The organism is Crossiella sp. CA198 (genome assembly GCF_052078295.1).
Lineage (GTDB): Bacteria > Actinomycetota > Actinomycetes > Mycobacteriales > Pseudonocardiaceae > Crossiella.
The window spans coordinates 278,382-301,326 of record NZ_JBQJIM010000002.1; the positions used below are offsets into that span (position 1 = coordinate 278,382).

The window sequence follows — 22,945 nt, forward strand, 5'->3', positions numbered from 1 at the left end:
CTCCGGCGCGTTGCCGGTTCCGACATAAAGTGATATCACTTTGCTAGGCACCGCGACCAGCGGCGCATGGGGAGAGTGGACCAGAGATGACTGCATCGACACTTGTCAAAGCGCCCGTGGCGGGCGTGCGAGAACGGGTGGCCTTCACCTTGCCGGGGATCGCCTCGGCTGCGGTCCTGCTGTTCTTCGGGCTGGCCAGCCTGGGTGGGATCGCGCTGGGCGTGTTCTCCGCAGGGCCCGCCGTCATCGTGGTGAGCGCCGTGGTGCTGGTGACCGTGCTGACCCTGGCCCGCGGACTGATCATGGTCTCCCCCGGTGAGGCGCGGGTGCTGCAGTTCCTCGGCCGGTACAGCGGCACGCTCCGCCAGGACGGCCTGAGCTGGGTGAACCCGTTCACCGAGCGCACCACCGTGTCCACCAGGATCCGCAACCACGAGTCCGCGGTGCTCAAGGTCAACGACGCTGACGGCAACCCGATCGAGATCGCCGCGGTGGTGGTCTGGCAGGTCGCCGACACCGCCAAGGCCGTCTTCGACGTGGACAACTTCGTCGGCTTCGTCGGCATCCAGACCGAGACCGCGGTCCGGCACATCGCCACCAGCTACGCCTATGACAACCACGGCGAGACCGGGCTGTCCCTGCGCGAGAACGCCGATGAGATCACCGAGAAGCTCAGCGCGGAGATCTCGGCCCGGATCACCTTGGCCGGGGTGCACGTGATCGAATCCAGGATCACCCACCTGGCTTACGCCCAGGAGATCGCGCACGCCATGTTGCAGCGGCAGCAGGCAGGCGCGATGGTCGCGGCCCGGCAGCGGATCGTGGAGGGTGCGGTCGGCATGGTCGAACTGGCGCTGGCCCGGCTGGCCGAGCACGACGTGGTGGAACTGGACGAGGAGCGGAAGGCGGCCATGGTGAGCAACCTCCTGGTGGTGCTGTGCGGGGATCGTGCGACCCAGCCGGTCGTCAACGCGGGTTCGCTGTACCACTAGCGGGCCACCGTGGCTGACCGCAAGAGCTTCCTGCTCCGCCTGGACCCGGCCGTGCACGACGCGCTGACCAGGTGGGCCGGGGACGAACTGCGCAGCGTCAACGCGCAGATCGAGTTCCTGTTGCGCCGGGCGCTGAGCGAGCAGGGGCGGATGCCCAGCGAGGCCGGGCGACCGGCCAAGCGGGGCCGCCCACGCAAGCCCGCCGCAGCGGACCAAACGGAAGATCAGCAGGGCGACCGTTCAGCGGAGTGACCTCCACTGTGACGCACCTTACATTGGTGTCTCCCAGGTTACCGCCAGGTAATAACGGAGGACGCCATGCGCCGGACGCTCGCCCTGCTGGGTGCCGCGATCTTCGCCCTGCTCGCCTGCCAGCTCCCGGCCGTGGCCGCGCCCGCGCAATCGTTGGCCGACGTCGCGGGCTGCCAGTCGGCCAAACGGCCGGTGGTGCTGCTGCACGGGACGTTCAAGAAGTCCGGCTGGAGCTGGGGCGGACTCGCGCCCGAGCTGTCCCGCAACGGTTACTGCAGCTACCCGCTGGACTACGGCAACGGCGGGCTGAACCCGGTCGCCGACTCCGCCGCCGAGCTGGCCAGGTACGTGGACCAGGTCAGGGCGAGCAGCGGGTGGTCCACTGTGGACATCGTCGGGTACAGCCAGGGCGGGATGATGCCGCGGCACTACCTGAAGTTCCTCGGCGGCGCGGCCAAGGTCAACGCACTGATCGGCATCGCCCCGTCCAACCATGGCACCAGCCAGCCGCTGGCCAAGCTGCTGGGCGCCACGTTCTGCCCGGCCTGCGGGGACCAGGCGTCGAACTCGGCCTTCATCCGGCGACTCAACGAGGGCGGCGACCTGGCGGGCGCGGTGAAGTACACGACGATCACCACCCGCTACGACGAGGTGGTCACGCCTTTTGCCAGTCAACACCTTTCCGGTCCGGCGAACCGGGTGACCAACGTCGTGCTGCAGGATGCCTGCCCGGCCAACCTGAGCGAGCACCTCTACATCCCGCACTCCTCGGCCACCATCAAGTGGGTGCTGAACGCACTGGGCCGCGGCGGCCTGGCCGACCCGCGGTTCCGCCCTTGCGGTTGAGCCGGAAGCACCTTAATTCAAGCCAAAAATAATGGGCGTACTTCATCTACCTGAAAGCGCTCTCACATTCCGCCGTTCAGCCGATGGACGTGGCCGGTGCCGGGCAGCAGGGTCGGTCCCTGACACCGCTCTCACGCCACTGGAGGCTTTGTGCTGCGGACACGTCCCACACTCGCGTTGACGGCCGCCGCGGCCTTGATGCTGGCATCGGCCCATGCCAGCACCGCCCAGGAACCCGGTGCGGAGCAGGGGCCCGCGGCCTACCAGGACGCCGCCGCGCCGGTGGAGCGGCGGGTCAGCGACCTGCTCCGGCGGATGACACTGGAGGAGAAGGTCGGGCAGATGGCCCAGATCCGCGTGGGCAAGCTGCGCGGGGACTGCAACAACGTGCCGGGGCCGCTGGTCGAGTCCTGCATGAAGACCGTGCTCGGCGATGCCAAGGTCGGCTCGATCCTCTCCGGCGGCGGCGACAACCCGGCCCCGGACCCCGGTCCGAAAGCCTGGGCCGAGATGACCAACCAGATCCAGAAGTACGCGCTGGACAACAACCGGCTCAAGATCCCGGTGATCTACGGCGCGGACGGCGTGCACGGGCACAGCAACCTGCCTGCCGCGGTGATGTTCCCGCACCAGATCGGCCTCGGCGCGACCTGGAACCCGGAGCTGATCCAGCAGGCGGGCAAGGCCACCGGCGAGGCCATGCGGGCCACCGGGGTGTTCTGGAACTTCGCCCCGGTCTCCGACATCGCGCGGGACACCCGGTGGGGCCGCTACTACGAGGCCTACAGCGAGGACCCGTTCCTTGCCGGTTCGCTGGCCGCGGCCGCGGTCAAGGGCATGCAGACCCCGGCCAAGGACACCGCGCAGCTCACCGCGACGGCCAAGCACTTCGCCGGGTACTCCGAACCGAAGAACGGCCACGACCGCAGCACCGCGTTCATCCCGGTGCGGCAGTTGCAGGACACCGTGCTGCCGCCGTTCCAGGCGCAGTTCGACGCGGGCGTGAAGACCGTGATGATCAACTCAGGGGCGATCAACGGCATCCCGGTGCACGCCTCCCGGTACATGCTCGTCGAGCAGCTCCGGGAGCGGATGGGCTTCCAGGGCGTGGCCGTCAGCGACTGGGAGGACCTGCGGAAACTGGTGACCCATCACAAGGTCGCCGCGGACTACCCGGCCGCGATCGCGATCTCGGTGAACGCGGGCGTGGACATGGCGATGGAGCCGTCCAACGCCGCGGAGTTCACCCAGGGCCTGCTCACCGTGGTCCGTGACGGGCGGGTCAGCCAGCGCCGGATCGACGAGGCGGTGCGGCGGATCCTCAAGCTCAAGTTCGAGCTGGGGCTCTTCGAGCGGCCGTTCGTGGACCCGGCCGCGGCGGAACGGGCCGTCATCGGCAACGGCGTGGACATCGCACGCAAGGCCGCGACCGAGTCGATGGTGTTGCTGCGCAACGAGAAGTCCACACTGCCACTGTCCACTTCGGTCAAGAAGCTGGTGGTCGCCGGGGACACCGCGGACGACGCGCGGCGGCAGCTCGGCGGCTGGACCGTGGAATGGCAGGGCGTGCCGGCGGAGGGCCCGTTCCCGGAGACCACCACGGTGCTGGAGGGGCTGAAGGCCGCCGCGCCGCAGACCGAGATCAGCCACGCCAAGGACCAGGCCAGCGCGGTCGCCGAGGCGAAGTCCGCGGACGCGGTCGTGGTGGTGCTGGGTGAGAAGGAGGGCGCGGAGGGCCCCGGCGACACCGAGGACCCGTCGCTGAGCCCGGCGCAGCAGCAGCTGGTGGACGCGGTGCAGGCCACCGGCAAGCCGGTCGTGGTGGTGTTGCTGACCGGCCGCGGCCGGGTGCTGGGTTCGGTCGCCGACGCGGACGCGCTGCTCTCGGGCTGGCTGCCCGGCACCGAGGGCGGGCACGCGGTGGCGGATGTGCTCTTCGGCAAGGCCAACCCCAGCGGCAAGCTGTCGGTGTCCTGGCCCAAGACCGTGGGCGACCAGCCGATGTCCTACGACCAGCTGCCCGGCGCCAACGGCGGCCCGAGTTCCAAGTACGACCCGGCCTACCCGTTCGGGTACGGGCTGTCCTACACCAGCTTCGAGGTGGGGGCGCCGACCACGCCGAGCGTGGTCAAGGCACGGGAGGACGTGAAGGTGTCCTTCACCGTGCGCAACACCGGCTCGCGGGCGGGCACCGAGATCGTGGCGGTCTACATCCAGCAGCCGGTGAGCGTGGTGCAGGTGCCGGAGCGGCGACTGGTCGGGTTCGCCAGGGCCACGCTGAACCCCGGTGAGCAGAAGACGCTGGAGGTGACCTTCGACACCGACCAGCTCGCGCTGACCGTGGGCGATGTGGACGGCGCGGGCCGCCGGGAGGTCGCCAGGGGCGCCTACCTGGTGGAGGCCGACGGCAAGACAGCTCCGCTGACCCTGCGCTGATCAGGCCATCCACTGCTCGCTGACCAGCCTCGATTGGGATCCCGCACGGCATGGCTGATAGCATCTCCAGCCGTGCCGTGCGGCATTTCCGCCCTGGAGGAAGGCTGCGCGTTCCGCGTAGCGCCACTACAGCGCGGCACGACTTCCGATCAGATGAGACCGAGGTAGCACCATGGCCAACATCAAGTCGCAGATGAAGCGCATCCTGACCAACGAGAAGGCGCGCCTGCGTAACAAGTCCGTCAAGTCGGAGGTCAAGACCGCCGTCCGCAAGTTCCGCGAGGCCGCCGAGGCCGGGGACAAGGACAAGGCTCTTGAGCTGCTCCGCGCGGCCAACCGCAAGTTGGACAAGGCGGCCAGCAAGGGCGTGATCCACGCCAACCAGGCCGCGAACAAGAAGTCGGCCCTCGCGCTGCGCGCCAACAAGATCTGAGTCCGCCGCTCCGCACGGAGCGCGCAGGGCACGGAACGCTGAACGACGAAGGCGCCGCCCCACCGGAAGGTGAGGCGGCGCCTTCGTCGTATCGGGTCCCCGGTGCGGTGCCCTGCACACCGCACCGGGGTCCCTATTTAGTAGCCGGCTCGCTCCCCTGCTGAGCGGAGCCGACGAGCCATCCACCGGCGAACCCGGCATCGCGCCCTGCTCGCGATGCACTCGGTCGCCCTGCGCGTGGTGCCGAGCAGACGCGAGATCTCCTCATGAGGAAGTCCCTGGTCAAGCCACAGCAGGACGAGCCATTCGCGCTGACTCAATTTCCCACACCTGGCCAGCAACCAGCGAGCCTCATGCCGATCCGTCACCACATCGGCGGGATCGATCACCTGCATGGGCAACAGTCTGGGGTGGGTGCACACTTGCTGTGCTGATGCCCGCCGCCGCAACTCGTCCACACCCAGCCGTTTCACCACCGCGACCAGGAACGGCATCAGCCGTCCGTGGTCGAGCTGTGCGTACTGTGCGGCACGGAGGAACGCATCGTGCACGACATCCTCCGCTTCGGCCGGGCTCACGCCCTGCCGCCGGGCCACCCTGATCAGCGCCGGTCGCAGCCGCAGGCACTCCCGCCAGAAGTTCTGCCGCGTGCCCACGGCAGACGTCTCACCATCCAGACCACCTTTGTTCTTCACCAACTGCCCCTTCGCCCCGTGAGAAATCAACCCGGTAGATCCTGGGGTAATCACCGGTAATTCCTTTCGAGGCGCGTCCCGTCCGAGGGCGGTCATCCGGAAGTGCGTTACGTCCTGATGACACCGCAGAACCGGCGCGTTGGCAAGCATGGTTGCTTTCGAGGACAAGCTTCGTATGTTTCGGGACTGTTGCGTACCGCCATTCGTGGGACAGGAAAGGGTGTTACCCGGGAGTCATGTGACCACAGTCACCGTGCGCCGCAATCACTGTATTCGTATTCATCATGGCGGCCGGAACAGGCTGCCACAAACAGACCCATTCCTTGAAAGGCGAACAATGTCTCGCAAGCGACTTCTGCCGTTGGCACTCGGGCTGGCAGCAACCCTGCTGCCCCTTGCCGTGGTCACCGCGCCCACCGCGACGGCCACGACGGCGACTCCGCGAGCAGCCAGCTGGCTGGTGCTGACCAGCAACCCCGGCGAGGCCCCGACCAGGGACGCCCGCTCACGCACGCTGACCTGCGAACCGGCCGCCGGCGCCCACCCCCAGCCCGCCTGGTCCTGCCACGAGCTGAAGAAGGCGGCAGGCGACTTCCGCAGGGTGAACGTCGGCCCCCAGGAACCGTGCTACCTGATCTACGCACCCATCACCGTCACCGCCCGCGGCATGTGGAACGGCCGCCCCGTCACCTATCAGGAAACGTTCCCCAACGATTGCGTGCTGTACCAGGAAAAGGGCCCGCTCTTCCGTTTCTGAGCAGGCCGCCGGGTATCACCCGGTCGCCGTATTGACAGAAATACGAAAACCGAGCGCAACACCCAGTCGATGACCTTTCGACGCAAGCAACCGATTGCCAGGCACACCCACCGGCAATCTACGGCTCGCAATTTGCGCCACCACTCTCCGCACATCACTCACCCAAGCGGCAGAACAAAGGCAAACAAAGCCGGTACACACGGTGACAAAAACTTCCCCACGACCCCCAACAGACAAAACCCGTGGTACCGAAGTGCCATACCGCCGGCATCAACACCCACCCACCACCGGCCCCCAACAACCCGAACACCCAACCTCAACCCAACCCACCCACAAGTTACCTAGGTATCTCCAGGTCGGCGGCTGGCTAAATCCGGCTCAGCCCGCCCCCACCCCCAGTCGGCCCGCCAGTCGGCAGGCCCCGGCGAGGTTCCTCGGCACGCCGCTGGCCGAGGAACCTCGCCAGCACCACCTCCGGCCGGACCGCGCGATCGGCACGATCCGCGGATCGGCTCAGCCGATCAGGTCCATCAGCCGGTCAGGTCCATCAGCCGTAGCGGCCGCCCGCTCCGCTTAACCGGGTCCGGGCCCAAGCCCGGCCCGGCGCTCGGACCAGGTCCAGCACTCGGGTCGAACTCAAGACCGCGACCACACCGGTGCCAGGTCCGGGAGCCGGAGCCGGATCTTGACCTCACCTCCGGCTCAGCGACCTCGCCGAACCAGGATCAACCTCAGCACCGCTCGTTCCAGTGCGTAACCGCCGTCGGCGGCGACGCCCTTCACATCCGCGTTCAGCCTGGCCACCAGGTTCATGGCCTCGGCGAGTCCCTCGGGTTCCCAGCCTCGGGACTGGGCCAAGGCCTTCTTCACTTTCCACGGTGGCATGCCCAGCTGCCCGGCCAGTGCGAACGGGTCGGCCCGGCCGCCGGCCATCACCCGGGCGATGGTCCGGACCGCGTCTGCCAGGGCGTCCGCGATCAGCACATGCGGCACCCCGGTCTGCAGGGCCCACCGCAATGCCTCCAGCGCCCCGGCCCGGTCACCGGTCACCGCCTTCTCCGCGACCACGAACCCGGTCACCTCGGCCCGGCCGCGGTGGTAGCGGCGCACTGCCTGCTCATCGACCTGGCCGCCGGTGTCGGCCACCAGTTGCGAGGCGGCGGCGGCCAGTTCCCGCAGGTCCGAGCCCACGGTCTCGATCAGCGCGGCCAAGCCTGCCGGGTCGACCCGGCCACCGGCCCGGCGGAACTCCTCCTTGACGAAGGCCTCGCGCTCGCCGCCTTTGCTCAGCTTCCCGCAGGTGGTGACCTTGGCACCGGCCTTGCGCAGTGCGTCCGGCAGTTCCTTGGCGAGCTTGCCCCGGCCGCCGCCGCTGTGCACGACCACCAGCACAACACCCTCGCTGGGCGCCTTGCAGTAGGCGCCGATCGCCTCCGCGATCTCCTTGCCCGCCTCTTGGGCGGCCTCCAGCACGATGACCCGGCCCTCGGCGAACAGGGACGGACTCACCAGTTCGATCAGCTCCGGCGGGGTGAGGTCGGTCACCCGGACCTTGCTCAGCTCGGTCTGCGGATCGGCCAGCCGCGCCGCGTCCAGAGACGCCTTGACGGCCCGCTCGACCAGCAGTTCCTCTTCCCCGATCACCAGATGCAGCGGCTCCGGGGTGACGGCTGGGGCGCTCACGTCGGCAATCCTTTCACGGGGGTCTGACAGCCCTGCGGGCTCCCGCATGCTGGGTTGGCGGTAGCTCTCAGTGGCGACCGTGCCGTACGGTGATTCCCAGACAACTGAATACAGCTCATCCAGAGGGGTAGAGGGATCGGCCCTACGACACCCCGGCAACCGGCACAGGCTCGACGCGTATTCCGCGAGGGAGCAGGTGAACACGGTGCCAAATCCGCCCCGCGACAGCGGGAAAGATGAGGAGAGACCTCGCGATGACGACCATCGAGGCGCCTAACAGCGCCCAGCAGACCCTTGACCTCGGCCCGGCGCGCAGCCTGGTCTGCCGGGAGTGCGGCCACCAGGTCCCACTCGCCGCCGAGTTCGCCTGTTCCGAGTGTTTCGGTCCCCTTGAGGTCGGTTACGACTTCGGGACCGTCCGCCGGGAGGACATCGAGGCCGGCCCGCAGTCGATCTGGCGCTACCGCAACCTGCTTCCCGTGCCGTCCACTGTGGACGCTCACCCGAACACCGACCCCGGCTGCACCAGGCTGGTCCGCGCGGACCGCCTCGCTAAGGCACTGGGCGTCCGCCGGATCTGGGTGAAGGACGACACCGGCAACCCCACCCACTCGTTCAAGGACCGCGTGGTCGCGGTCGCCCTGGCCGCCGCCCGTGAACTGGGCTTCAAGGTCCTGGCCTGCCCCTCCACCGGCAACCTGGCCAACGCCGTCGCCGCGGCCGCGGCCCGTGCCGGCTGGGAGTCGGTCGTGCTGATCCCGTCCTCGCTGGAACGGGCCAAGATCCTCACCACCGCCGTGTACGACGGCGCGCTGATCGCCGTCGACGGCAACTACGACGACGTGAACCGCCTGGCCACCGAGCTGGCCGCGGACCACGAGGACTGGGCGTTCGTCAACGTCAATGTCCGGCCCTACTACGCCGAGGGCTCCAAGACCCTGGGCTATGAGGTCGCCGAACAGCTCGGCTGGCGGCTGCCCAGCCAGATCGTGGTGCCGATCGCCTCCGGCTCCCAGCTCACCAAGGTCGACAAGGGCTTCCGCGAACTGGGCGAACTGGGTCTGGTCGAGCAGACCCCGTACCGCGTCTTCGGCGCCCAGGCCACCGGCTGCTCCCCCGTCGCCGCCGCCTTCAAGGCAGGCCACGACGTGGTGACCCCGGTCAAGCCGGACACCATCGCCCGTTCCCTGGCCATCGGCGCCCCCGCCGACGGCCCGTACGTGCTCGACACCGTCCGCCGTACCAACGGCGCCATCGAGAACGTCTCCGATGAAGAGGTGGTCGAGGGCATCCGGCTGCTCGCCCGCACCGAGGGCATCTTCGCCGAGACCGCGGGCGGCGTGACCGTCGCGACGGCCAAGAAGCTCATCGAGACCGGCCAGCTCGACCCGGACGCCGAAACCGTCCTGCTGATCACCGGCGACGGCCTCAAGACCCTGGACGCGGTGCAGGACCGGATCGGCCCGCGCGCCACCGTTCCCCCGTCGGCCGCCGCGGTCCGCGAGGCCCTCGGCCTCTGATCCCAAGCCCCGCCGTCCGGCGTGTCACCTGGTCTTTCGCGACTTGGGGGGCACGCCGGAGGTGTTTGTGACGGGTGGTAGGGCCGGGAGATGGCGGCGGTGGGGCGCTGAGGGGACGGGCGGGGTTCTGGGCGTCATCGTGGTGTCCGGGATTCTTGCTTGCCGTGGCGGGAGATCACCGGGCCCTCGGGGCTGGGGGCGATGGCCAGGTCGCCGTCCTGGTCGGTGCGGAGGATGTGGGTTCCCTGGGTGCGGAGGGTTTCCAGGATCAGCGGGCTGGGGTGGCCGTAGTCGTTGTCGGCGCCGACGCTGATCAGGGCGATCCGGGGGCGGACGGTGGCCAGGAATCTGGGCAGGCTGTAGCGGGATCCGTGGTGGGGGACCTTGAGGATGTCGGCGGCTAGCTCGGATCCCTTGTCCGCCAACAAGTCTGCTTGGCCGGCTAGTTCGATGTCGCCGGTGAGCAGGACCCGGCCCGCAGTGGTGTGGGCCCGGATGACGACAGAGGCGTCGTTCAGGGCCGTGCCGCCGACGCGGTCGCCGGTGGCGCCCAGGGCTGCTGGGCTGCGGGGGCCGAGGATGTCGATGGTCAGGCCGGGCCAGCTCGTGCTGGTGCCTGGTCGCAGTTCGGTCAAGGGGACGCCCGCGGACTCGGTGGCGCGGCGGATTTCCTTGATGGCCCAGGGTGGTTGCTGGACGGGGCTGATCGCCACCGCGCCGACCTGGTGCCCGGCGAGGACCTCGGACAGGCCGCCGATGTGGTCGGCGTGCAGGTGGGTGAGGACGAGCAGTGGGATCCGGTCGATGTCCAGGTCGCGGAGGCAGTTCGTGATGGCGATCGGGTCCGGGCCGGTGTCGACGAGGACCGCGCGACCGGGTTCGGCGGTGGCCAGGACGATGGCGTCACCTTGGTCGACATCGCAGGCGACCACGGCCCAGTCGGGCAGTGGCCAACCGGGGCGCAGGGCTCGGATGGGGACCAGGACCAGGAGCGCGAGCAGGGCCGCCGCGATGAGCAGGACGCGGAACCGACGTTGGCGTAGGACCAGGGCGAGCACGATCAGGACGCCGATGAGCAAGAAGGCTCCGCCGAGGCCGCTGGGCCAGGGCAGGGTGGCCATCGGGATGGCGGCGGCCTGGTGCGCGACCGTGACCAGCCACCACATCGCCGGGCCGGTGAGGTGGACCAGGAGTTCGGCCGCGCCGGGGTGGATCACCGACAGGACGGCTGCCAGCACGCCGAGCACCGTGGCCAGGGCGACCACCGGGGCGGCGAGCAGGTTGGCCAGGATGGCGGTGAGGCTGAGTTCGCCGGTCATGCCGACCACCACGGGGGCGGTGAACAGGTGCGCGGCGGCGGGGATGGCCAGGGCCTCGGCCAGGCCGCCGGGGACCTGACGGCGGCGCAGGGCGTCGGACCAGCGTGGGGCCAGGAGCACCAGGGCCGCGGTGGCCAGCACGGACAGGAGGAAGCCCAGGTCTCCGGCCAGTTCCGGATCGGCGAGCAGCAGGATCGTCACGGTGCCGGCCAGGGCGGGGATCGCGGCTCGGTCGCGGCCGGTGGTCAGGGCGTACAGGGCGATCGCGGCCATGACCGCCGCGCGCAGGACGCTCGGTTGCGGCCGGGCCAGGATGACGAATCCCAGCAGTGCCAAGGCAGCCACCGCGGTCGCGGTGCGGGGGCCGGTGCGGAGTGCCCGGCACAGCAGCAGAACCGCGCCGCAGACGATCGCCAGGTTGGTGCCGCTGACGGCCAGTAGGTGCGCCAGGCCCGCGGTGCGGAAGTCGGCGATGACGCGGGGAGCCAGCGTGGTGGTGTCACCGACCACCAGGGAGGGCAGCAGACCGGCTTGGTCGGTGGGGAGGACCGAGCTGGCTTGACGGAGACCGGCGCGGATGTGGGTGGCGGCGCGTTGCCAGAACGGTGGTGTGCCAAGGAGTTCGGGCGCGTTGTGGACACGGAGGGCGGCGACGGTCAGGTCGCCGGGTTGGGCTGGGGCGAGTTTTCCGGTGGTGCGGAGGCGTTGGCCGGGTGAGATGTCGGACCAGGACTCGTGCATGGCGAGCAGGAGGACCGTTCCGCCGACGGACAGGGTTTCGCCGGTGGTGTGGGCGGTGTCGAGGGCGAGAGTGAGCACGGTGCCGTTGCGGTTGGCGGGGCGGCCGCCGTAGGCCGGGGTGCGCATGGGGCGGGGGTCGCCGGTGACCACTCCGGTGAGGACTGCGGTGACGCCTCGTTCGGCGGGGGTGTGCAGGGGATGTGTTGTGGCGGCGTGGGTTTTGAGGGCGATGCCGATGGCCGCGGCTCCGGACAGGGCGCAGGCGGTGAGGACTGCGGCGGCCAGGCGGTGATGTCGGGGAGGTTGGCGGGGATGGGGACGGGGACGTTGGTGGGGAGGAGGTGGGGTTTGGGGAGGGAGTGGGGTTTGGGGAGGGAGTGGGGTTTGGGGAGGGGAGGTTTGTGGTGTGGGCGTTGGGGATGTGGAGGTCTGGGGGGCGGGCCTTTCGGGTGGGGAGAGTCGAGGTGCGGAGGTTCGCGGTGGAGACGTTTCGGGGGCGGAGGTTTCGGGAGCGTTGGTTTGCGGTGGGCACGTTTCGGGTGGGGAGGTTTGCGGCGGGAAGGAGGAAAGGGGCTGGGGTGCAGGGGGATTCGACGAGTGGGCAGGCGGGGGTGGGGTGGGTGTTGGGTGGCTGGGTTTGGGGTGGGGGCGGAGTAGGAGGCATGCGGCGGTGGCCGCGGTCGCGGTGAGCAACGCGGCGGCCAGGGTGGCGGGGAGCCAGCCTGTGTGGAGGCCGAGCAGGGTCACCGCCCAGGTGGTCAGGGCGGCGGGGACTAGGCGGAGATCCGGGCCGGAAGGTGTGGTTGGCTCGGAGTCCGGTGGTTCTGGTGGCTCGCGGAGAACAAGTCGTTCGCGCGGTGCGCTGTTGTCGCTTCCCTCCTTTCCGCGCCTTGTCGCCGTGGATACAGGTGCACGCTTTCCCCTTTCTCGTGCGTCGGCCACGGCGAGCTGCCGCGTCGGACGACTTGTTCTCCGCATGTGCGCCCCTTGCCTCGATGTCTCTGTCCCAGCGCGCTCGGGTCCGGGCGCGCTGGGTCAGAGGCTCACCAGCTCGCGGAGCCGGGCGAGGCGGGACTCTCCGATGCCCTCGATCTCTCGTAGTTGATCGACCGAGGTGAAACGGCCGTGCTTGGTCCGCCACTGGACAATGCGTTGCGCCGTCACGGGACCCACTCCTGGCAGTGCGTCCAGGGCGGCGGAGGTCGCGTTGTTCAGGCTGACTTTGGCGGTGCCGCCGGGTGGCATTCCCAGGGTGTCCTGGGGCTGCTCCGGTGGCGGCGGTATTCCGACGTGCACTTGCTCCCCGTCTGCCAACCGGCGGGCCAGGTTCAGCCCGTTGAGGTCGACGTTCGGGTGTGCGCCGCCTGCCGCCTGGACGGCGTCGGCGACGCGGGCCCCTTCGGTGAGGGTGACCAGCCCGGGTTTGGTCACCCTCCCGACCACGCTGACCACCAGGGTGGCGCCGGCGCCGGTGGTGGTTGGGGTTCTGGTGGTCGGAGGGACGGCGGGACCGGCCGACGGGGAAAGCTCCGGAGCCATCTCCCTGGTCGGCCGGTCCTGCCACACCAGCAGCGCGGTCGTCGCTACAGCCAGGACTGCGACGACCGCGACTGCCAGTGCCGCCAGCCGGCCGGGGTCCCACCTGACTCCCCGCGGACCCCTTGGCAGGAGCCGGGAGAGCCACTTCGGGGTGCGGGACAACGGCCGGGCCGGCAGTTGGCGGCCTGACTCGTCGAGCTGGATGACTTTGAGGCCGTCCAGTTCGGGGGGCGGGTCAGGGCCGGGTCTTGCGCGTGCGGCGGCGGCCAGTTCGGACAACCGGGTCCGGGCGAGGTCGCGTCGGGTGTTGGTTGCCGCGGTGAGGAAGCGCCACATGGGATCGACGCTAGGGGTGAGCGGGGGTGTGGGGTAGCTGGGGCGAGGGTGGCTGTGGATAGGTGGGGTCTTGTGGATAAGTGCTGGTTGAGGGGGTTGTTGGGTGGGGTGGTGGGGGCTGGGTGGTGTAGGGTGCCGCGCTCGGTTGGGGCGAGGGCGAGGGCGAGGGCGAGGGCGAGGGCGAGGGCGAGGGCGAGGGCGAGGGCGACGGCGACGGCGACGGCGACGGCGACGGCGACGGGCCGGGGCTGGGCTGGGCTGGGCTGGGCTGGGCGGCCGAGAGTGCGGGGCAAGGCGACGGCGAGACTTCGCGTGCGGGGTGCGCGACTGGGATCGAGACGGGCGGGTGCGGAGCGGCTCACGGCAGGGCTCAGCGCCGGAGCGGCCGGGGGCCGGGGCGAGTGTGCGCGAGGGGATTAGCGGGGGCGGTGTGGGAGTACGACGACACCCAGAACGCCGGGGCCGGTGTGGGCGCCTACTACCGCGCCCACTTCGGAGATGACGCAGCCGTCGCAGCCGGGGAGGCGTTCGTCCAGGCGGCCGGCCAGTTCGGCCGCGCGCTGGGGGGAGCCCAGGTGGTGGACGGCTACCTCCACTGGGCCTTGGCCTGCGGCTGCGGTGGCCAGGTCGACCAGGCGGGCTACTGCCCGGCTGGTGGTGCGCACCTTCTCCAGGGGCAGGATTCGGCCGTTTTCCACGTGTAGCAAGGGTTTTACCGACAGGGCGGTGCCCAGCAGGGCCGCGGTGGGGGTTATCCGGCCGCCTCGGCGGAGGTGTTCGAGGGTTTCCAGGCAGAAGAAGGTTCTGGTGTGGGTGGCGGTGTGGGTGGCCACCGCCTCGACTTCGGCGGGGGTGGCGTGCTGGGTGGCGGCTTGGGCCGCGGCCAGGACGGCGAAGCCCAGGCCCATGGCGGTGGAGCGGGAGTCGACCACGCGGACCCGGTCCGGGCCAACCTCCAGCGCGGCCAGGCGGGCGGCGTCCCAGGTGCCGGAGAGTTCGCGGGAGAGGTGGATGGAGACGACCGCGGTGGCGCCGGTGGACAGGGCCTGGCGGTAGGCGGTGGCGAACTCGGCGGGGGTGGGGCGGGAGGTAGTGACGGTGCGGCGTTCGGCCAGGGCCGCGGCCAGTTCGCTGGGGCCGATGTCCTTGCCGTCCAGGCCGCTGGCGCCGTCCACCGTGACGTGCAGGGGTACCTCGTGGATGCCGTGGCGGGTCGCGAAGCCCTCCGGCAGGTACGCGGTGGAGTCGGTGAACACGGCGACGGGCACGGGGACGCAGCCTACGGAAGCATTGGGCGGAGCAGGTCGGCTACCGCTGTGCCGACCTCGGCGTGTGCGGAAAATCCCCAGTGCATGCCATCAGGATTGCCGTCGCCGTCGAAGATGTGCGCGCGAACCAGCGCGGGCAGGTCGAGCAGTGGGACCCGGCTGCGGGCCGACCAGGTGCGCAGGGCCGTCACGGCGCGGGTGTGGCCGGTGTGGATGTGGCCGTACTCGGGTGAGTTGTGCACGGACGGGAGCATGCCGATCACCGGCAGGCCCGGCCGGATGGCGCGCACCGCCTGCAGGCAACGGTCCAGGTAAGACACGGTGAGGTGCGGTGGCAGCGCCACCGGGCGGCCGCGCAGGAAACGGGCCAGGTGTGGTTGCGCGGCCTGGTAGCGGGCGCGGGCGAAGCGCCGGACCGGGGTGGGGCGCAGGTGGCGCAGGCCCTCGCGCAGGTACGTCGGCAGCGGGCTGGGCAGCGTGTCCATGCTGCCCAGGGCCAGCACCAGGGCGTCGGTGCGCGGCAGCAGCGACCACACCCTCGGGTCCCCGGTGAGGGCCCACCAGCCGTGCCGGGCGGTCCAGCCGAACCCGGCGACCAGTTCGGCCTCGCGGTCCAGCCCGGCCGCGGCGATGTTGGGCCACAGCCGGGGATCGTCGGCGGGCAGGGCGTACTCCGGGCCGTGGAAGGCCAGCGAGTCGCCGAGGACGAGCAGGCGTCCCCGGCTCAACCAGTCGCCCCCACGTTGTGGCTGAGCAACCGCCACCTGACGTCGTCGGCCCGCCTGGCCAGCACCGTCCAGTGGCAGTTGTGCAGACCGCCCAGCGACGGCCACAGCTCCACCGGCAGCCCCAGCAACCGCCCGATCAGGCCGGTGATGAGACCTCCGTGCGCGCACAGCAGGGCGGTGCCGTCCTGGGCGAGGTCCAGTTCGGAGACCACCTCGACCGCGCGCGCGGCCACTTCCAGCCGGGTCTCGCCGCCGGGTGGGGCGAAGGCCGGGTCGGCCCGCCAGTTCGCCAGCGCGCCCGGCCAGCCGTCCTCGACCTCCGCGCCGGACATGCCCATCCACTGGCCGACGTCGGTCTCCCGCAGCCGCTTGTCCACCCGTGGCGCCATCCCGGTGACCGCGGTGAACGCGGCCGCGGTGTCCGCCGCGCGGCGTAAGTCAGAGGTGACCAGCAGATCGGGTTCCAGCGCCGCCACCAGGGGGGCGGCCCGCCGGGCCTGGTCCAGTCCGATGTCGTTCAACTCGACGTCGAGCTGGCCCTGCAGCCGGCCGGAGGCGTTGTGGCCGGTCTGACCGTGCCGCCACAGAATCAGCCGGGACAGGGTCACGCCTGGACGTCCTCGTCCTCGGGCTGGTGCACCACCACGTCCTCGAACTCGATCCGCGGGCAGTCCTTCCACAGCCGTTCCAGGCCGTAGAACGAGCGCTCCTCGGTGTGCTGGATGTGCACCACGAGGTCCACGAAGTCCAGCAGCACCCAGCGTCCCTCGCGGGCGCCTTCCCTCCGCACCGGCTTGCTGCCGGCCTCGCGCATCTTCTCCTCGACGCTGTCCACGATCGCCTGTACCTGGCGCTCGTTGGGCGCTGAGGCGATCACGAAGACGTCGGTGATCACCAGCTGGGTCGACACGTCCAGCACCACGATGTCGTGGGCCTTCTTGTCGGCCGCCGCGAGTGCGGCGACATGGGCCAGCCGGCGGGACTCCTCGGTCGCTGACACGTTGCTCCTCCCCGTGCGACCTTCGGGGGTCCGCACAGGTCACTCAGGGTACCGGGCGGTCAGGGCGCCGGATCGCGGTAGAGGTTCCGCTTGGAGATGTACTGCACCACACCATCGGGCACGAGGTACCAGACCGGCATGCCCTTGGCCACGCGTTCCCGGCAGTCGGTGGAGGAGATCGCCATCGCGGGCACGTCCACCAGACTGACCGCGCCGCGCGGCAGGTGGTCGTCGTCGAGCTGGTAGCCCGGCCGGGTGACACCGACGAAGTGGGCCAGCTCGAACAGCTCGTCCGCCCGCCACCAGCCCAGGATCTGCTCCAGCGCATCCGCCCCGGTGATGAAGAACAGCTGATCGTTCGGATGCTGTCTGTGCAGGTCAGACAGGGTGTCGATGGTGTAGGTGGGACCGGTGCGATCCACGTCGACCCGGCTCACCGAGAACCGGGGGTTGGACGCGGTGGCGATCACCGTCATCAGGTAGCGGTCCTCCGGCGAGGAGACCACGTGGTGTTCCTTCTGCCACGGCCGCCCGGTCGGCACGAAGATCACTTCGTCCAGGTCGAACCGCGCCTGCACCTCACTGGCGGCCACCAGGTGCCCGTGATGCACGGGATCGAAGGTGCCGCCCATCACGCCAAGTCGACGCCCGGACATAACAGGTCAGCGTAGTTGGCGCGGGTGACAAAAGGCAGATCGGGAGAGCCGGGCCACACGCCGTCCGCAGGAGGCCCGCCGGTCGCTCTCCCCGACCGGCGGTCCTCCGCGCGAACCGGCGGCGGTGGCTGGGGGTCCCGGCCGCCGGGTTCGCGGGCTGCTCCCCCGCGGGAGCCCGCAGCACCGGGACGCTCGATCGGGTGACATGTGACGCAGATTTCGCCGAAGTTTCCCGTTCACTCGTTCGGCCCTGCTTACGTCCGAAGGCCGGGACAATACTGTCCGCCATGAGGACATGGACCCCGTTGCACGGCGAGCCCTACCAACCGGTTCCGTACTCCCCCGCGCGGATCCCGGACCAGGAGGCGTTGCGGATCTCCGCCGAGCTGCGCGCCCGGATGGACCAGCGGCGCACGGTGCGCAGCTTCGCCCCCGACCCGGTGCCCGAGGAGCTGGTGCTCAACGCGATCGCGGTGGCCAACACCGCGCCCTCGGGCGCGCACCAGCAGCCGTGGACCTTCGTGCTGGTGGAGGACCCCGAGGTGCGAGCGCGCATCCGGGCGGCCGCGGAGGCCGAGGAACAGGTCTCCTACGACGGCAGGCTGGGTGAGGAGTGGCTCTCCGCGTTGCGCCCGCTGGGCACGGACGCGCACAAGCCGCACCTGACCGACGCGCCTTACCTGATCGTGGTGTTCCAGCAGCGCTTCGGGCTGCGGGAGGACGGCAGCTCCTACAAGCACTACTACGGCGACGAGTCAGTGGGCATCGCGGTCGGCATGCTGCTGACCGCCCTGCACCTGTCCGGGCTCGCCGCGCTCACCCACACTCCCAGCCCGATGCGTTTCCTCGGCGAGGTGCTCGGGCGGCCGCGCAACGAGAAGGCGTTCGCGGTGATCCCGGTCGGGTACCCGGCCAAGCAGGCGCAGGTACCCGACCTGGTGCGCAAGACCATGGACCAGGTGCTGGTCCGGGTCTGACCCGGTTCCCCGAGCTAGTCGACCGGTGCCAGCGTCTTGCCGGAGGCCACGTCGACCACCGAGATCGCCTCGGCCGGGCACTGGTCGGCCGCGTCGGTCACGACCTCGGCCGGGTCGATCTCGGTGTGGACCGGTTCGGCGTAGCCGTCGACCAGCCGGAAGAACTCGGGCGCCGCGCCCGCGCACATCCCGGACCCGATGCAGTCGTGCGAAACCTCGACGTGCCAACGATCAGTGCTCACCACGTGCTCCCGTCACCAGGCGATCGGCAGGGACAACGGGCCGCGTGCGAGCAGCCCGGCCTTCCACGGTATCGCTTCGACGGGGACGGCGAGCCGCAGGTCCGGAAAGCGCTCCGCCAGGTGCCGCAGCACCAGGCGCAACTCCATCTTGGCCAGCAGCGCGCCAAGGCAGTGGTGCACGCCGTGCCCGAAGCCCAGGTGCGGGTTGTGCTCGCGGTCCAGTTTCACCACATCGGGGTCGGTGAAGACCTTCGGATCCCGGTTGGCCACCGCGAGCTGGATGAGCACGGTCTCGCCCGCGCGGATCAGCACCTCGCCGATCCGCACGTCCTCGGTGGCCACCCGGGGGAAGCTGCCCGAGGTGCGCAACGGGGTGGCCCGCAGCAACTCCTCCACCGCGCTGGGCACCAGGTCCAGGTCGTCCCGCAGCTGAGCGAACAGCTCCGGCCGCCGCAGCAGCACGTAGGCGAAGTTGGCGATCTGGCTCGCGGTGGTCTCATACCCGGCGATCAGCAGGTTCACCCCGACCCGGACCAGCTCCTCCTCACTGAGCCGGTCCTCCTCGTCCCTGGCCTGCACCAGCGCGCCCAGCAGGTCGTCGCTGGGTTCGGCGCGCCGCCGTTCGATCAGCGCCCGCAGGTAGTCCTCCAGCTGGTCGCGGGCCTGGTTGACCTGCGCCGCGGTGTACTTGGTGGTCGCGCCCATCACCTCGGTGAAGGCCCGGAAGTGGTGCTCGTCTTCCTTGGGCACGCCGAGCAGGTGCGAGATCACCGTGATCGGCAGCGGCAGTGCCACGTGCCGCACGAAGTCCGCGGGCGAGCCGTGCGCGACCATGTCGTCGAGCAGTCCGCGCACGATCCGCTCGGTGTCCGGGCGGAGTTTCTCCACCCGGCGCATGGTGAACTCCTTGGCCACCAGCCGCCGCAGCCGGGTGTGCTCCGGCGGGTCCATGGTCAGCATCATGCCGCGCCGCAACGGCCACGGGGTGACCCGAGGGGTGTCCGGCGCGGTGGCCGCGTCCCCGCTGAAACGCAGGTCCACCAGGACCTGTTTGACCTCGGCGTACCCGGTCACCAGCCAGGCCTCGGCCGGTTCGCCGTCCCGCCCGCCATAGGGCAGGCGCACCTTGGCCACCGGCTCATCCCGTTGCAGCACAGCGTATTCCGGGTACAGGTCGAGCTTGACCGCCTCCCCGAACGGGTAAGCGGGGCAGGTCTGCGGTTCCACGGTCATGTCCCCCTCCTCACCAGGCCACCGGCAGCGACAGCGGCTGCCGGGCCAGCAGTCCGGGCTTCCACGGGATCTCCGTGGCAGGCACCGCCAGGCGCAGGCCGGGGAACCGGCTGACCAGGGCGGCGAGCACGAGCTGAAGTTCCATCCGGGCCAGCAGCGCGCCCAGGCAGTGGTGCACCCCGTGCCCGAAGGCCAGGTGCGGGTTGTGCTCCCGGGAGAGGTCGCGCAGCTCCGGGTGCTCGAACACGCGCGGATCGCGGTTGGCCTGACCCACGTTGATCAGCACCGCCTCGCCCGCGCGCACCAGCACCCCGCCCACCTCGATGTCCGCCTTGGCCACCCGCGGGAAGCTGCCCACCGACCGCAGCGGGATGACCCGCAGCAGCTCCTCCACCGCGGTGGGCACCAGCGCCGGATCGGCGACCAGCTGTTCGTACAGCTCGCGCTGGGACAGCAGGGTGTAGCTGAAGTTGCCGATCTGACTGGCGGTGGTCTCGTGCCCGGCGATGAGCAGGTTGAGCCCGACCCGGACCAGCTCGTCCTCGGTGAGCCGGTCGCCCTCGTCCCGGGCCAGCACCAGCGCGCCCAGCAGGTCGTCGGTGGGGTCGGCCCGGCGCTGGGCGATCAGCTCGCCGAGGTAGCCCTCCAGCTCGCCCCAGGCGTGGTTGATCTCCGCCGGGGTGTGCGCGGTGGTCGCGGTGAGCACGTCGGAGAAGGTGCGGAAGCGGTGCCGTTCGGTGTACGGCACCCCGAGCAGCTCGCAGATCATGGTGATCGGCAGCGGCAGCGACAGGTGCTGCACCAGGTCGGCCGGCTGTCCGTGCGCGGCCATCGCGTCCAGGAACTGCGCCACGTGTTTTTCCGTGTGCGGGCGGAGTTTCTCCACCCGGCGCATGGTGAACTCCTTGGCCACCAGCCGCCGGATCCTGGTGTGCTCTGGCGGATCCATGGTCAGCAGCGGGCCGGGGCGCAGCGGCAGCGGCTCGACCCGAGGGGTCGCCGGATCCATGGCCCGCGCCATGCTGAACCGGTGGTCGCCGAGCACCTGCCGCACATCGGCGTGCCGGGTGGCCAGCCAGGCCTCGGCGGGCTGACCGTCCCGGCCGCCGAAGGGCAGCCGGATGCGGCTCATCGGCTCCTCCTCCTGGAGCCGGGCATACATCGGATGAAGATCCAGTCGAACGGTTTCCCCGAATGGGTAAGTCCGTGCCATGGCTGGAAGTTAGGTATCGGCTGACTGGCTGGTCAATGCAGACATCCGACCGGTTCGGAGTTCCCGTTATGCCTGCCCACTGGCCGGTTCTGGTGGTATACGCGCGGCTCAGTCGGCGGTTTTCTCCAGCAGCGCGGCCACGCCGAGCCGGACATAGCGCTCGACCACCGCCGGATCGGCGGCGGCGAACTGGTCCGACTGGAGCACCGAACGGGCCAGGCCGATACCCATCAGCCAGGACAGCACCAGGGCGGCCCGCAACTCCGCGTCCGGGCCCTCTGTCAGCCCGGACAGCGCGGAGAGGTACCTGTCCCCGACCTCCCGGCGCAGGAACGCGGCGGCCTCGTCGTGACCGGCCGAACGGAGCAACGCGGTGAAGGCCCGCGCCTCGGCGTCGACCTCCTTGTCCAGGAGCTGGCGCAGCATCCGGACCGGGATGTCCTTGGCCGGTCCGGCCAGCAGTTCCCGCGAACTCCCGGCGACTACTTCACGGAACAACTCTTCCTTCGAACCGAAGTAGCGGAACAACAGCGCCTGGTTCGCCCCGGCCAGTGCGGCGATATCGCGGACCGTGGTGCGCTCGAACCCGCGTTCGGCGAACAGCTCGGCGCCGGCGGTCAACAGCGCGGCGCGGGTCGCGGCGGCATCACGGCGGCGTGGCTTCGCGGGCTCGGTCACCCGGACATTCTGAGTGACCGAGCTGCAAAAAAGGTGCAATCAATCCTGTTCGGAAGGTCAGGACACGCCGCGCACGTGCCCGTCGCCCCAGACCACCCACTTCGAGGAGGTCAGCTCGGCCAGCCCCATCGGGCCGCGGGCGTGCAGCTTCTGGGTGGAGATGCCGATCTCCGCGCCCATGCCCAGCTCGGCGCCGTCGGTGAAGGCGGTGGAGGCGTTGACCATCACCGCGGCCGCGTCCACCCTGGCGGTGAACTCCCTGGCCGCGCGCACGTCGCCGGTGACGATGGCCTCGGTGTGCCCGGACCCGTGCTCGTTGATGTGCGCGATGGCCTCCGCCAGGGAGTCGACCACCTTGGCCGCGAGGTCCAGGCTGAGGAACTCGGTGTCCCAATCCTGCTCGGTCGCGGGCACCGTCGGGACCCCGGCCAGCGCGGCGAAGCGCTCGTCGGCGTGCAGGGTGACCCCGTTCGTGGACAACTCCCTGGCCAGCTGCGGCACCAGCGTGTCCGCGATCGCGCTGTGCACCAGCAGCGATTCGGCCGCGTTGCACACGCTGACCCGGCGGGTCTTGGCGTTGAGCACGATCCGGGTGGCCATGTCCGCGTCCGCGGCGGCGTCGACGTAGACGTGGCAGTTGCCGACCCCGGTCTCCAGGGTGGGCACGGTGGCCTCGGTGACCACCGCGGAGATCAGTCCGGCGCCGCCGCGCGGGATGACCACGTCGACCAGGCCACGCGCGGTGATCAGGTGCCGCACCGAGGCGCGGTCGTGGCAGGGCAGCAGCTGCACCGCGTCGGCGGGCAGGTCCTGCCCGGTCAGCGCGTCGCGCAGGATGGCGACCAGGGCGGTGTTGGAGCGCTCGGCGGTGGAGGATCCGCGCAGCAGCACGGCGTTGCCGGATTTCAGCGCGAGTCCGGCGGCGTCCACGGTGACGTTCGGGCGGGCCTCGTAGACCATGCCGAGCACGCCCAGTGGCACCCGGACCTGGCGGGTTTCCAGGCCGTTGGCCAGGATGCCGCCACGCAGCACCTCGCCGATCGGGTCCGGCAGCCCGGCCACGGTGCGCAGGCCGTCCGCGATGTCCCCGATCCGGGCCGGGGTGAGGGCGAGGCGGTCCAGCAGCGCCTGGGTGAGTCCCGCCGCCCGGCCCGCGTCGAGATCGGCGGCGTTGGCGGCGAGCACCTCCCCGGCGCGGGTGGTCAGGGCCTCGGCCATGGCGTGCAGGGTGGCGTCCTTGACCGCGCGGGTGGCCACGGCGAGCGCGCCCGCGGCGGCCCTGGCCCTGCGGGCGGCGCCTAGCACCTGCTCGCGCAGCTCGTCGGTGGCCGGCACGACTTCCTGCTCGGTGATGCTGCTCACCGGTCAAGCCTACGGGGCGGCATCAACCGAGTTCACGGG

22 protein-coding genes and 1 riboswitch are annotated in these 22,945 nt (G+C 70.4%); of the genes, 8 read left to right on the plus strand and 14 right to left on the minus strand.

Going from position 1 to position 22,945, the window contains the following annotated elements:
* The first annotated feature begins 125 nt into the window (after positions 1-125).
* The 5 genes from ACTOWY_RS03915 (at position 126) to rpsT (ending at position 4,959) form a co-directional block, all read left to right on the plus strand.
* Positions 126-992: an SPFH domain-containing protein gene (locus ACTOWY_RS03915; RefSeq protein WP_441308218.1), complete on the plus strand. Its 867-nt coding sequence runs from the start codon at positions 126-128 to the stop codon at positions 990-992.
* A 9-nt stretch (positions 993-1,001) separates the two neighbouring features.
* Positions 1,002-1,244, plus strand: a complete 243-nt coding sequence (locus tag ACTOWY_RS03920; RefSeq protein WP_441308219.1) for a hypothetical protein — start codon at positions 1,002-1,004, stop codon at positions 1,242-1,244.
* 66 nt (positions 1,245-1,310) lie between these two features.
* Positions 1,311-2,090: an esterase/lipase family protein gene (locus tag ACTOWY_RS03925; protein WP_441308220.1), complete on the plus strand. Its 780-nt coding sequence runs from the start codon at positions 1,311-1,313 to the stop codon at positions 2,088-2,090.
* 150 nt (positions 2,091-2,240) lie between these two features.
* Complete coding sequence (locus ACTOWY_RS03930) at positions 2,241-4,526, plus strand: glycoside hydrolase family 3 N-terminal domain-containing protein (RefSeq protein WP_441308221.1); 2,286 nt, start codon at positions 2,241-2,243, stop codon at positions 4,524-4,526.
* A gap of 172 nt (positions 4,527-4,698) precedes the next feature.
* A complete protein-coding gene (gene rpsT, locus ACTOWY_RS03935) occupies positions 4,699-4,959 on the plus strand; it encodes a 30S ribosomal protein S20 (protein ID WP_441308222.1) in 261 nt (86 codons plus the stop codon).
* A 137-nt stretch (positions 4,960-5,096) separates the two neighbouring features.
* On the opposite strand, the gene ACTOWY_RS03940 is transcribed toward rpsT, so the two are convergent.
* The gene (locus ACTOWY_RS03940) at positions 5,097-5,654 is read right to left on the minus strand and encodes an RNA polymerase sigma factor (RefSeq protein WP_247759411.1); all 558 of its coding nucleotides are present in this window, start codon (positions 5,652-5,654) and stop codon (positions 5,097-5,099) included.
* A 337-nt stretch (positions 5,655-5,991) separates the two neighbouring features.
* On the opposite strand from ACTOWY_RS03940, the gene ACTOWY_RS03945 reads away from it, so the two are divergent.
* Positions 5,992-6,411, plus strand: coding sequence for an SSI family serine proteinase inhibitor (locus tag ACTOWY_RS03945; RefSeq protein ID WP_441308223.1), 420 nt, complete (start codon positions 5,992-5,994; stop codon positions 6,409-6,411).
* Between the two features lie 702 nt (positions 6,412-7,113).
* Here ACTOWY_RS03945 and holA read toward each other — a convergent pair.
* Positions 7,114-8,094 (minus strand): DNA polymerase III subunit delta, encoded by a 981-nt coding sequence (gene holA / locus ACTOWY_RS03950; RefSeq protein ID WP_441308224.1) that lies wholly within the window; start codon positions 8,092-8,094, stop codon positions 7,114-7,116.
* A 112-nt stretch (positions 8,095-8,206) separates the two neighbouring features.
* Positions 8,207-8,337, plus strand: a riboswitch (SAM riboswitch).
* 11 nt (positions 8,338-8,348) lie between these two features.
* On the opposite strand from holA, the gene thrC reads away from it, so the two are divergent.
* Positions 8,349-9,614: a threonine synthase gene (gene thrC, locus ACTOWY_RS03955; protein WP_441308225.1), complete on the plus strand. Its 1,266-nt coding sequence runs from the start codon at positions 8,349-8,351 to the stop codon at positions 9,612-9,614.
* Positions 9,615-9,748: 134 nt separating this feature from the next.
* Here thrC and ACTOWY_RS03960 read toward each other — a convergent pair whose 3' ends face one another.
* The 7 genes from ACTOWY_RS03960 to nadD form a co-directional block, all read right to left on the minus strand.
* Positions 9,749-11,800, minus strand: coding sequence for a DNA internalization-related competence protein ComEC/Rec2 (locus tag ACTOWY_RS03960; protein ID WP_441308226.1), 2,052 nt, complete (start codon positions 11,798-11,800; stop codon positions 9,749-9,751).
* A 909-nt stretch (positions 11,801-12,709) separates the two neighbouring features.
* On the minus strand, positions 12,710-13,549 hold the full coding sequence (locus ACTOWY_RS03965) for a helix-hairpin-helix domain-containing protein (RefSeq protein ID WP_441308227.1): 840 nt from the start codon (positions 13,547-13,549) through the stop codon (positions 12,710-12,712).
* Between the two features lie 416 nt (positions 13,550-13,965).
* Positions 13,966-14,817, minus strand: coding sequence for a DegV family protein (locus ACTOWY_RS03970; RefSeq protein WP_441308228.1), 852 nt, complete (start codon positions 14,815-14,817; stop codon positions 13,966-13,968).
* Positions 14,818-14,828: 11 nt separating this feature from the next.
* Positions 14,829-15,545 (minus strand): diglucosylglycerate octanoyltransferase, encoded by a 717-nt coding sequence (gene octT, locus ACTOWY_RS03975; protein ID WP_441308229.1) that lies wholly within the window; start codon positions 15,543-15,545, stop codon positions 14,829-14,831.
* On the minus strand, positions 15,542-16,153 hold the full coding sequence (locus ACTOWY_RS03980) for a histidine phosphatase family protein (protein WP_441308230.1): 612 nt from the start codon (positions 16,151-16,153) through the stop codon (positions 15,542-15,544). Before ACTOWY_RS03980 ends, octT begins: the two co-directional genes overlap by 4 nt.
* Complete coding sequence (gene rsfS / locus ACTOWY_RS03985; protein ID WP_247759344.1) at positions 16,150-16,545, minus strand: ribosome silencing factor; 396 nt, start codon at positions 16,543-16,545, stop codon at positions 16,150-16,152. The genes ACTOWY_RS03980 and rsfS overlap by 4 nt, the downstream gene beginning before the upstream one ends.
* 59 nt (positions 16,546-16,604) lie before the next feature.
* On the minus strand, positions 16,605-17,201 hold the full coding sequence (gene nadD / locus ACTOWY_RS03990; RefSeq protein ID WP_185002175.1) for a nicotinate-nucleotide adenylyltransferase: 597 nt from the start codon (positions 17,199-17,201) through the stop codon (positions 16,605-16,607).
* 287 nt (positions 17,202-17,488) lie between these two features.
* Between nadD and ACTOWY_RS03995 the strand changes: the two genes are divergently transcribed.
* A complete protein-coding gene (locus tag ACTOWY_RS03995; RefSeq protein WP_247759335.1) occupies positions 17,489-18,178 on the plus strand; it encodes a nitroreductase family protein in 690 nt (229 codons plus the stop codon).
* Between the two features lie 14 nt (positions 18,179-18,192).
* Here the strand turns inward: ACTOWY_RS03995 and ACTOWY_RS04000 are convergent, their stop codons facing one another.
* From ACTOWY_RS04000 to ACTOWY_RS04020, 5 genes are all read right to left on the minus strand, one after another.
* The gene (locus ACTOWY_RS04000; protein ID WP_247759332.1) at positions 18,193-18,420 is read right to left on the minus strand and encodes a ferredoxin; all 228 of its coding nucleotides are present in this window, start codon (positions 18,418-18,420) and stop codon (positions 18,193-18,195) included.
* Positions 18,421-18,432: 12 nt separating this feature from the next.
* Positions 18,433-19,653, minus strand: coding sequence for a cytochrome P450 (locus tag ACTOWY_RS04005; RefSeq protein WP_441308232.1), 1,221 nt, complete (start codon positions 19,651-19,653; stop codon positions 18,433-18,435).
* Between the two features lie 10 nt (positions 19,654-19,663).
* A complete protein-coding gene (locus ACTOWY_RS04010; protein WP_441308233.1) occupies positions 19,664-20,866 on the minus strand; it encodes a cytochrome P450 in 1,203 nt (400 codons plus the stop codon).
* 108 nt (positions 20,867-20,974) lie between these two features.
* Positions 20,975-21,544, minus strand: a complete 570-nt coding sequence (locus ACTOWY_RS04015) for a TetR/AcrR family transcriptional regulator (RefSeq protein WP_441308234.1) — start codon at positions 21,542-21,544, stop codon at positions 20,975-20,977.
* A gap of 57 nt (positions 21,545-21,601) precedes the next feature.
* A complete protein-coding gene (locus tag ACTOWY_RS04020; protein ID WP_441308235.1) occupies positions 21,602-22,906 on the minus strand; it encodes a glutamate-5-semialdehyde dehydrogenase in 1,305 nt (434 codons plus the stop codon).
* Positions 22,907-22,945: the final 39 nt, after the last annotated feature.

Coding starts and splice junctions, on each gene's coding strand:
- ACTOWY_RS03925 (WP_441308220.1), top strand. CDS start 1,311: ATGCGCCGGACGCTCGCCCTGCTGGGTGCCGCGATCTTCGCCCTGCTC.
- rpsT (WP_441308222.1), top strand. CDS start 4,699: ATGGCCAACATCAAGTCGCAGATGAAGCGCATCCTGACCAACGAGAAG.
- ACTOWY_RS03945 (WP_441308223.1), top strand. CDS start 5,992: ATGTCTCGCAAGCGACTTCTGCCGTTGGCACTCGGGCTGGCAGCAACC.
- thrC (WP_441308225.1), top strand. CDS start 8,349: ATGACGACCATCGAGGCGCCTAACAGCGCCCAGCAGACCCTTGACCTC.
- ACTOWY_RS03960 (WP_441308226.1), bottom strand. CDS start 11,800: ATGCGCACCCCGGCCTACGGCGGCCGCCCCGCCAACCGCAACGGCACC.
- ACTOWY_RS03965 (WP_441308227.1), bottom strand. CDS start 13,549: ATGTGGCGCTTCCTCACCGCGGCAACCAACACCCGACGCGACCTCGCC.
- nadD (WP_185002175.1), bottom strand. CDS start 17,201: ATGTCCGGGCGTCGACTTGGCGTGATGGGCGGCACCTTCGATCCCGTG.
- ACTOWY_RS03995 (WP_247759335.1), top strand. CDS start 17,489: ATGAGGACATGGACCCCGTTGCACGGCGAGCCCTACCAACCGGTTCCG.
- ACTOWY_RS04005 (WP_441308232.1), bottom strand. CDS start 19,653: ATGACCGTGGAACCGCAGACCTGCCCCGCTTACCCGTTCGGGGAGGCG.
- ACTOWY_RS04010 (WP_441308233.1), bottom strand. CDS start 20,866: ATGGCACGGACTTACCCATTCGGGGAAACCGTTCGACTGGATCTTCAT.